This window comes from Coleofasciculus sp. G2-EDA-02, assembly GCF_040226375.1.
GTDB lineage: Bacteria > Cyanobacteriota > Cyanobacteriia > Cyanobacteriales > Coleofasciculaceae > Coleofasciculus.
In genome coordinates this window covers 19,758-29,575 of record NZ_JAVKEW010000164.1, presented here as the reverse complement: position 1 = coordinate 29,575, position 9,818 = coordinate 19,758, and the positions used below count along the sequence as shown (strand labels likewise).

Sequence of the window (9,818 nt, the reverse complement as noted above, 5' to 3'; positions counted from 1 at the left end):
CTCTTTGAGAGTCTTCTTGATTTGAGACGGCTTCCACAACTTTTTGTCGCAAGTCAATTGAGTAGGCTTTCATCTGTCCCTGTCATTAAGCACACTACTTCACTCCTTCAATTGTATTCTACCAAGTCGCAAACCGCTATAAAGCTTCTGAGGGAAACCGGATTCTCTTGCTCCCCTCTCCCTATTCCCCCCTTTCAAAGGGGGGTTAGGGGGGATGGAGAGGGACTGATGGTGACGACTTTAGCTGAAGTTGACACCAATGACCGACGTGCGCCCTCACCGATATATATTAACGTGCGCCCTCAGCCTACACTTACCACTTGAGCAAATTAAACTGCTCCATATCAATCGTGTCACGATTGCGATAAATCGACAGCACAATTGCCAACCCAACCGCCGCTTCAGCCGCCGCTACAGTAATCACAAACACAGCAAAAACCTGACCTTTAATTCCTACAGGGTCAATAAAATTAGAAAACCCCATTAAATTCAAATTGACCGCATTCAGCAGCAGTTCAATTGACATTAACACGCGCACAGCATTGCGGCTGGTAATCAAACCATAGATACCAAGGCAAAACAAAGCAGCCGCTAGCAGTAAAAAATATTGAAGTTGCAGTTCCATGAATTAATCTTTAATGTTCGATGTTTGACACTTGGAGGGGTTTTGTTGATCACTTATCGGTAACCCAGTCGGGCGGGTTTTGTTGATCACTTATCAGTCACAAAATCTATTGAAAACCTAAACCCGCCCCTAAACCCGCCCCTACACTCGTCCCTATTCCCGCCCATAGCACAAGACTTTTTATCGGGTGCTTTTTTGAGCATCTCCGCCTACAGATGCCAACTGACGCTGGCGTTCTGGCAAGGTAGAAAACTCAGTCTCTGATGTATCGCGAGGTATCAAGCTTTCTGGGATAAAATCGCGACGTGCCAAAATAATTGCACCCACCATCGCCATCAACAACAGTACCGAAGCGAGTTCAAATGGCAGTAAAAAGTCACTGAAGAAATGCTTACCAATCTCCACCACTGATCCTTCACCCTCGACCACCGTACCCGAATATATCGACCAAGGTGTCGCTAATATCATCGTTCCCAGCAAGGCAAATAATCCCAGACAAACCAGCGCGGTTGCACCTTGACGAATCCAACGATTCGCAATTGGTTTAAAATCTTCTCGCTTATTCACCAACATAATGGCAAACAAAATTAGCACATTCACCGCACCTACATAAACCAAGATTTGCGCGGCGGCGACAAAATCAGCATTTAGTAACAGGTAAAACCCCGCCATACTAATGAAGACACCGCCAAGTAAAAATGCCGAATAAACGATGTTATTGAGTAGGACAACCCCTAAGGCTGACCCAATCATCATTACCGACAAAATCGCAAATGAAACAAACTGAACCCCTTGGGCTAGATCCACTGTACCTTCACTCCTTGCACTCTAGTTAAACTGACACATTAATCCCACGGGAAAAGACTCCGTGGGACTAGCTTTAAGCATTCTTCGCTGTTTCTTCTTCTTTAGCAGGTTCCATTTGCTCGACAATTTCTTCCGGACGCAAACCAGCACGTTGAGAACCTGGCGGTAAACCGTGGGGCTCTGTGACTCCTTTGGGTAAGTAAGCCAACTCCCGTAATGGCGTAACCATAGGGTCTTGCGTCACCTTGTACGGCAGCCGTCCCATCGCCACATTATCATAGTTGAGTTCGTGGCGATCGTAGGTAGACATTTCATACTCTTCTGTCGCCGACAGACAGTTGGTGGGACAGTATTCAATGCAGTTCGCGCAGAAAATACAAACCCCGAAGTCAATACTGTAGTGCTTGAGATTCTTTTTCTTACTGGCTTTATCGAACTCGTAGTCTACCACCGGCAGATTAATCGGGCAAACTCGTACACAGACTTCGCAAGAAATACACTTGTCAAATTCAAAGTGAATCCGACCCCGATACCGTTCAGAGGGAATCAGTTTTTCATAAGGATACTGCACGGTAACAGGACGGCGCTGCATGTGGTCGAAGGTTACAGATAAACCTTGACCAATATAACGGGCAGCTTGAACGGTTTCTTTGGCATAATCGCCAACTTGTTTGAGGAACTTGAGCATAATTTATGATTCGTCATTCGTCATTTGTCCTTGGTCATTGGTCATTTGTTTTTAACCATGACCAATGAATAATCAACAATCAACCCCCGAATGCAACGGGAAAGGTGAGTTTAAGAGCAGCCGTTAACAGCAGATTCACTAATCCAATCGGTAAAAGAAACTTCCATCCTAGATTTAGGAGTTGGTCAATCCGCACACGGGGAACTGTCCAGCGCAACAGAATGGCAATAAAGACGAGAAAGTAAGCTTTAAGCAAGGTCATGGTAATTCCCACAGAAGCGGTAATCACCTGTAACCAGGAACTGGTTTCACTCACACCTAGCCAAGTGGCTAATCGGTCTAGGGGAATCGGGAATTCCCAGCCGCCTAAGTACAGCACTGCCACTAATACGGCAGAAAGGATTAGGTTAACGTAAGACCCGATATAAAACAAACCAAATTTCATGCCGGCATATTCCGTTTGATAGCCAGCAACCAGTTCCTCCTCGGCTTCGGGTAGGTCAAAGGGAAGTCGCTCGCACTCGGCTAACGCCGCAATCCAGAAGATCAAAAAGCCAACCGGTTGACGCCAAATATTCCAGCCTAAGATGCCATACCCGGATTGCTTTTCCACAATATCAATGGTACTTAGGCTATTGGACATCATTACTACTGCCAGTACCGCCAGCGCCAGGGGAATTTCATAACTAATCGACTGGGCGGCTGCTCTTAACCCCCCAAGTAGGGAATACTTGTTATTGGAGGCATAGCCTGACATCAGCAAACCAATGGGCTGAATACTCGACAGGGAAATCCAGAGAAATATCCCCAGTCCTACGTTGGTAATCACTAGGTTCTGTCCAAAGGGGACAATCAGGTAGGACAAAAAGACAGGGATGACGACGAGTATGGGTCCGAGGGTAAATAGCCATCGGTCTGCTTTGGCGGGGACGATATCTTCCTTAAACACCAACTTGAGACCATCGGCGACGGCTTGCAGAACACCCAGAGGTCCAGCATATTCCGGACCAATCCGCTGTTGAGCAGCAGCCGAAATTTTCCGTTCCAGCCAGACGACGACAAGGACACCCACGGTGGCACCGATAATCATCAGGAACATCGGTAGGGGCATCCACATCGCCTTGGCAGCACCACTGGGGATGCCAAAATCTTTAAGCGATTCAATAAAACTTCCTTGAAGGTCAATTCCTGCGTTCATCTTGGCAGCTACATGATATTTACTGAGGTAATTTGACACTTGCCGTATCAAATTATGCTATCGGTTGGGTTTGTGAAGTTTTTTTGACAGCCTCACTGCCTAGTATACCGTTCGAGGGTGATCCCCTCAGCCCAGACAAGGGAGAATTTCCGTTGATCGTAGCCGATGTGCTACGACGGTTAAAACTGCTGTTGAACAGAGTCGGGTTGCCCTGCTATCGATTCAGAATTAGTATAGGAGATTGGGGATAGAGCCACTACGTCCCGTTTGGCATCCCACTCCACTCCCCGATAGTTTTGCAGTCCCGGTAAAGAATAGGCGTTCCCCAGCTTATAACCGGGAAAATTGATACCATTGAGTCCAAAACTAATGCCCATAACCTCACCCTCAGCGGTCATCGCCGGACGCACCGTGACATCAGATTGCTGGAGTCTAGATACTAGCTGTGTCAGGGTGGGACAGTCCCGAGTATTGTCATCAATGAGCCGTTGTAGCTGTCGGATAACAGGTAACTCTGGGGGTTGGTAGCGCTTACCATTGGCATAGTTAACTTGTTCTTTCCGGTATCGCCGCATTTGTCCCGTCGTAGGAGCGCGGCGTTCTCGATCTGCTCTTGTCGGTGTTAGCCTATATTCAGCTTCAATTTGAGACAGTACCTGCTGAGTGCGCTTGTAGTCCCAGGAATCCTGAACACAAGTGCCATCAAGCCTAACCCGACTGGCAACGATATGGACGTGGTCGTGTGTCGTGTCGGTATGCCGTGCCACGATATATTGGTTGCGGGTAAACCCCATGGCTTGGAGGTAACGTCCGGCAATTTCACACCAGGTCCGGTCATCCAGATGGTCGCGTTGGGGTAGCGACAGCGATATATGACAAACGGGTTTAGTCACTCGCTGGTTGAGAAAGTGGCAGATGCTGAATTCTCCACTTAATTCACTAGGGTTCTCTCCAGCCATATTCCCACCAATGAGCGTTGCCCCCTGTTTATTGAGAACATAATTGAGGCATTTTGTAAAGTTATTCCCCTTGACCAATTTGCCAATCATTTCAACATTCAAAACACTAAAAATTTGCCCCAGTAATTTCCAGACGCACTTGCTTAATCAGTTGCTTAAGTTGCTCAAGTAAATCGGGTTCATCCGTCGCCGTGGCTAACTGGTCGAGTTTCGGGTCTTCCGTACTTAGTGTGCTAAACTGTTAAGACAATGCACCTAAAACATAGCCAATATAGTGATTGTGAAAAGAGAAATGACAAAGCTCCTCAACTTGCCAGGAGTCATAGTCGAAAAAATCCAAGAGGCAGAAGGAACATTAATTTTATCTGTTAAAGTTCCAAAGAAAACAGCTAAATGCCCACGCTGTAGTCATACTAGCCATCGCCTTCATCAAAATCAAAGACATTTAGTGAGAGATTTACCTATATGTAACCGAGAAGTCATGCTCTACTTAAATCGTCGAAGATTTAAGTGTGATTATTGTAAAAAACCTTTTAGTGAATGTTTAGATTTTGTTGGATATAAAAAGAAATTTACTCATAGGTATGCTCATGCTATAACTAAACAAGTTATTCATGGTGATGTTATTAACTGGACTTTGGACAAAAGAAAATGGGTTCGCTCATAATCTTGACGAACCTATTTTCTTTTGTCCAAAGTCCAGTTAATTAAAGAAAGACCGATAATTATTACCCAAGGATATTCCCGACTCACAAGAATCCCCAAAACAATTATTGTTTCTTTAAAAGATATTCAAGAGTTGAATTTTTCGGACTTTTTCCGTTTATAAAATGTGTAGTTTGTTGTACTTAAACTTGAAGTGCGGAGTCTGGGATAAACCTTCTGCCCTCTGCCTTTTCACTTAATCACAATGCCAAATTTTAATTGTTTTATCCATACTGCCACTCACGAGTGTCTCACCATCGGGGCTAAAGGCAACAGCATAGACTTCCCAGGTATGCCCGTTCAGGGTAGCAAGGGTTTGCCTATCGTAGAGTTGCCAAATCTTAATTGTTTTATCCATACTACCACTGGCTAAGGTGTATCCATCGGGACTAAAAGCTAATGTCCGTACTCGTTGATTATGACCCTTAAGCGTACCAAGTTCCCTTCTTGTCTCTAACTGCCATAATGTAATGGTGCCATCGCTTTTTCCGGTGGCGAGGAGTTGCCCATCGGGACTAAAGGCGACGGAATAGAAAAAGCCGAAACGTAACTGGCTATCGCCAAAACTATCCTGTTCTTCCCCTGTACTGATTTGCCATAATTTCACCGTTCCATCCCCACTAACACTGGCAATACTTTCTCCATCGGGACTGATGGCAATTTCATTAATATAAGTGGTATGTCCTGTAAGCGTATATAATTCCCTACCCTGTGGGATATGCCATAACTTAATTGTGCCATCATTGCTACCACTGGCTAATATCTGCCCATCGGGACTAATGGCGAGGGAACTAATCCATTTTTTATGACCAGTTAGGGTTAAAATAAGTTGTCCATTCTGTACCTGCCAAAGTTTAATCGTTTGGTCATAACTTCCTGTAGCTAAATATTTACTATCCGGCGTAAATGCAACAGCACAGACTCGTTCGATATGACCATTTAGAGTATGATACTCTCGTCCTTCTGGTAACTGCCATAACATAGCCGTGGCGTCTGCACTACCACTAGCCAGAATTAAACCATCGGGACTAATCGCCACGGCTTCCACCGAACCCCAATGTCCATTTAGGGTTTGCACAACTTGCCAATTGGTTAAGGGTGGATGCGAGGGAGGCTGAAGGTTTAGGGGATTTGCCGGAGCCTGTGCGATCGCGCTTTGACCTCCAGCCCCCTGAAATCCTGACCGGGTAATCGATTGGGGCGATAGCGATGGGGTAGAACGTTGGGCTAGTGAAATCGATGGGAGTTGATTTAAATCTCCCAGAACTTCAGCAACAGATTGATAACGATGATTAGTTGCTCGTTTCAGGAGTTTATCTAAAATATAGGCTAATTCATCACTAACTGAATTATTTTTTAAGTAACGCCGCCATATCCAGATATCCTCACCCGTATCAAACAATTGTTCAGGAACTACCTGGGTGAGTAAATGAATACAACTAACACCCAAACTATACAAATCACTGGCAAAAATAGCTTTCCCTTTAGCTTGTTCTGGGGCAATATAGTCCGGTGTCCCCACAGTCGTTCCCGTTTTTGTCCTCCCAATGGCATGTTTAGCCGCACCAAAATCAACTAAAACCAAATTCCCCTTGATTACACCTTCTTCATTTTCCCCCGTTTCCCCAGTATAAATATGCCGACGACGAATAATATTTTCTGGTTTAATATCTCGATGAATCACAGAGCGCGAGTGGATAAACTCAAGGATAGCTAGCAAATCTCGCAGCATAGCCCGAATCTGATGTTCGTTAAATACCCCTTCCTTTGCCAAGATTTGGGCTAAATTTTGCCCATCAATAAACTCTTGAACTAAATACTGGCGATTATCCTGAGTAAAATGAGCGAGTAATTCCGGAATCTGGGGATGTTTGCCCAATTCATCCAGACGCACCGCTTCTCGTTCAAACAATTCCGTCGCTTTCTCAATATCACTTTTCCCCTGGTAGAGGGGGAAAAACTGCTTAATCACACATTGGGGTTTCGAGGGTTTATCCTCATCTACCGCTAAAAACGTTCTACCAAAACCCCCTTGTCCAATCAATCCCAGACTGCGGTAACGTTCTCGCAGCAACAGCTTAGAACCGCAACGTCGGCAAAACCGCATCCCATCCGGGTTCTGGGGGCGATCGCAATCAGGATTGAGACAATAGCTCATGAGCCAAGGGATATAAAGCCTTCGTCTCTATTTTGGCTTTATCAGGGCGCATTGCTCATAATAAACGAACATAACTATGTACATCAGCCTATGCTTCCCTACAAAATCATATCCCCAACAAAGGCACGAAATGACTTTTTTCAGTTATTATAACAGGTGATAAAAAATCATCATGTCTATATCATAAACCGTCGTGATAGTGAAAATGTTGCTTGGATTTCAGAGTCCGATTTAACCAGTTTAGTTGAAACTGTTTATCTATTTAGATCACCTGCCAATGCTCGTCGGTTATTGGATGCTATAGAAGAGTCTAAAGCTGGAAAAATTAAACCTCAAACGATTGCAGAAATAGAGCATGAATTAAAAAATAGTTAGCGCGGACTTTTCAAATATCTCCAATTCCTCTGCGTTCCTCTGCGCTTCCCTCTGCGCCCCTCTGCGTTAAAATATAATCCCAATACCCCCATCATCAACACCGCCAAATCCTAATCGTCTTATCCGAACTCCCACTCACCACAGTCTTTCTATCCGGACTTATCGCCACCGAATACACCGCACCGTTATGCCCTTTCAGAATATCAATAATTTTCCCTGTACTTAACTGCCAAAGCTGCACAGTCTCATCAGAACTCCCACTCACTAAAACCTTTCCATCCCGACTAATAGCAAGTGAATTAACCGAACCAAAATTTCCTTGCCAGGTACTCATTTCTTTACCCGTTCCCAGATACCAAAGCTTAATCCTTTGATCCGAACTACCACTGGCAATCATTTTACCATCGGGACTAAATACCACTGACTTAACCGCCGCTTTATGTCCACTCAACGTCATGATTAATTGACCTGTGGTTAAATCCCAAACCTTAATCGTCTTATCATCACTCCCACTAGCAATAATTTGACCGTTGGGACTAATCGCCACTGCGTTGACTCGCCCTAGCCAATCTGAAGGCTGGATCGATAAGGGAATTTCTTTACCAATTTCCAGGTTCCACAGTTTAATCGTTCTATCATCACTTCCACTAATTAAACGTTGCCCATCGCGACTAAAGACAATTGATTTAACTGAACTCGAATGTCCCATGAGGGTATAAAGTTCCTGTCCCGTTTCTAAAGCCCATACCTTAATCGTATAATCATCATTACCAAAGGCAAGCCGTTTCCCATCTCGACTAAAGGCAATTGATTTAACTCCATTAAACCAGGCAAAGTTTTTAGCCAAAATTCCCATCTCCTGACCCGTTTTTAATTGCCAGAGCCGAAGGGTTTGGTCATCACTGCCACTGGCAAAAATCTCTCCTTGGGGACTAATTGCCACAGTATTCACTTTACCCGAATGGGCGGTTAAGGTTTGCACACAATGCCATTTCTGGGTGATTAAGCCAGACTCTGTGCGGGTTTCCAATGTGGTTAATCCCGTCCATAAGTCTTGCAGGGAATTACCAATCTGATGAATATTTTTACCCACTCCCTGAAGTCCGACGTCAAGTTCATGTCTTAACATTGCCAGGGAAAGGGAGGAGGGTTCTGGCGTTTCTAGGGCGTTTTTGGGCGGTGAGGGTAATCGATTTTTGTCTTTAATATCTTGCAGTTTATAGATTGTCGTCTGAAGTTGAACAATTGTCTCCTTGAGTTGTTCAATCTGTTGGTGTCGCTGGGAATTTACCTGTTGCGAGTTGGTTTCCAGGTGAGAGACTTGCTGGTTCAGGGGTTCAAGGTAGTCATACCATTTCGCGATCGCCTCGTTCAACTGTCCAAGCTGTAATCCTTGGCTAGTAACCTGTGGCGTTAAGGTGTCGAGTTGAGTTTTTAAGGGTTCCAGGTGTTCCTGAACCTGGGTAATAATCCCATCATGCTGTTGCTGATTGGCGGCGCTAAATTCAGCAAACCGTTGTTGAGTTTGGCTATCTAGGCGAATTAGTTCCTGATTAAGGGTGTCGATGAGGGGGTTAATGTAAGCCAGAATACCTTCCCCTTGCAGCTGTTGCAATACCTGTAATTGATCCAGTTGGGCTTGGGTTTGGCGATCGCGCTGTTGGGTTTTCTCGTCGAGTTGGCTAAGATGCAGGTGCAGCGGATGGATGAGTTGATAGATGTGGGCAATAATTTCCGCGTGTTGTTGCTGATTCGCGGTATTGAATTGTTCAAGTTGTTCTTGGCTGCGGGTATCCAGTTGAATCAATTGTTGATTCAGGGGTTCGATTAGCTGATGAATTTTCGCGATCGCCGCCTTATACTGTTGAGCGTTAATATCCTTGAGGTGATCGATACGCTCCTGAGTCTGGATATCCAGTTGAGAGAATTGCTCGTGAATCGGTTCTAGATTTTGATACACCTGCGCGATCGCACTATCCTGGTGTTGACGGTTGAGTTGATGCAGCCGTTGGCGATTCAGGACATTCACCCCCAGAGTGAATGTTAAGGGGGTAGCCGCGTAGACGACTTGCTGAGTAGCGGCTGCGATCGCGGTTCCTAAGAGTGAACCCCCGATACAGACATATTCGGTAATATCGAGCCAGTGGCGTTGGGTCATGGCTTTCCTGGTAGCTAATGTCCCCGATCCTTTTATTATGCATCATCGCGCCAATTTTGGACTATCAATGACTATCGCTGACTGGTATGCTGGTGGGCATTGCCCACCCTACGCTCTATCAATGGTTTCGGCGATCTCAAACTGT

7 protein-coding genes and 2 pseudogenes are annotated in these 9,818 nt (G+C 45.2%); 2 read left to right on the top strand and 7 right to left on the bottom strand.

The window, feature by feature from the left end; genetic code table 11:
* Positions 1-313 precede the first annotated feature (313 nt).
* The 5 genes from nuoK to RLO19_RS19965 all read right to left on the bottom strand — a co-directional run bounded on the left by nuoK (position 314) and on the right by RLO19_RS19965 (position 4,367).
* On the bottom strand, positions 314-625 hold the full coding sequence (nuoK, locus tag RLO19_RS19985; RefSeq protein ID WP_446338124.1) for an NADH-quinone oxidoreductase subunit NuoK: 312 nt from the start codon (positions 623-625) through the stop codon (positions 314-316).
* 180 nt (positions 626-805) lie between these two features.
* Positions 806-1,432, bottom strand: coding sequence for an NADH-quinone oxidoreductase subunit J (locus RLO19_RS19980; protein WP_446359195.1), 627 nt, complete (start codon positions 1,430-1,432; stop codon positions 806-808).
* Between the two features lie 73 nt (positions 1,433-1,505).
* Positions 1,506-2,120 (bottom strand): NAD(P)H-quinone oxidoreductase subunit I, encoded by a 615-nt coding sequence (gene ndhI / locus RLO19_RS19975; protein WP_446359194.1) that lies wholly within the window; start codon positions 2,118-2,120, stop codon positions 1,506-1,508.
* A 79-nt stretch (positions 2,121-2,199) separates the two neighbouring features.
* A complete protein-coding gene (gene nuoH / locus RLO19_RS19970) occupies positions 2,200-3,318 on the bottom strand; it encodes an NADH-quinone oxidoreductase subunit NuoH (protein WP_446359193.1) in 1,119 nt (372 codons plus the stop codon).
* Positions 3,319-3,497: 179 nt separating this feature from the next.
* Positions 3,498-4,367, bottom strand: a complete 870-nt coding sequence (locus RLO19_RS19965) for a relaxase/mobilization nuclease domain-containing protein (RefSeq protein ID WP_446359192.1) — start codon at positions 4,365-4,367, stop codon at positions 3,498-3,500.
* Between the two features lie 190 nt (positions 4,368-4,557).
* On the opposite strand from RLO19_RS19965, the pseudogene RLO19_RS19960 reads away from it, so the two are divergent.
* Positions 4,558-4,908 (top strand): annotated as a pseudogene (locus RLO19_RS19960) (transposase family protein); the annotation flags it as partial.
* Positions 4,909-5,178: 270 nt separating this feature from the next.
* Here RLO19_RS19960 and RLO19_RS19955 read toward each other — a convergent pair.
* Positions 5,179-7,140 carry a protein kinase domain-containing protein gene (locus tag RLO19_RS19955; protein ID WP_446359191.1) on the bottom strand — a complete coding sequence of 654 codons (1,962 nt, stop codon included), beginning with the start codon at positions 7,138-7,140 and terminating at the stop codon, positions 5,179-5,181.
* 90 nt (positions 7,141-7,230) lie between these two features.
* Between RLO19_RS19955 and RLO19_RS19950 the strand changes: the two are divergent.
* Positions 7,231-7,515: pseudogene (locus RLO19_RS19950) on the top strand (type II toxin-antitoxin system Phd/YefM family antitoxin).
* 94 nt (positions 7,516-7,609) lie between these two features.
* Here RLO19_RS19950 and RLO19_RS19945 read toward each other — a convergent pair.
* The gene (locus tag RLO19_RS19945; protein ID WP_446359190.1) at positions 7,610-9,673 is read right to left on the bottom strand and encodes a hypothetical protein; all 2,064 of its coding nucleotides are present in this window, start codon (positions 9,671-9,673) and stop codon (positions 7,610-7,612) included.
* Positions 9,674-9,818: the final 145 nt, after the last annotated feature.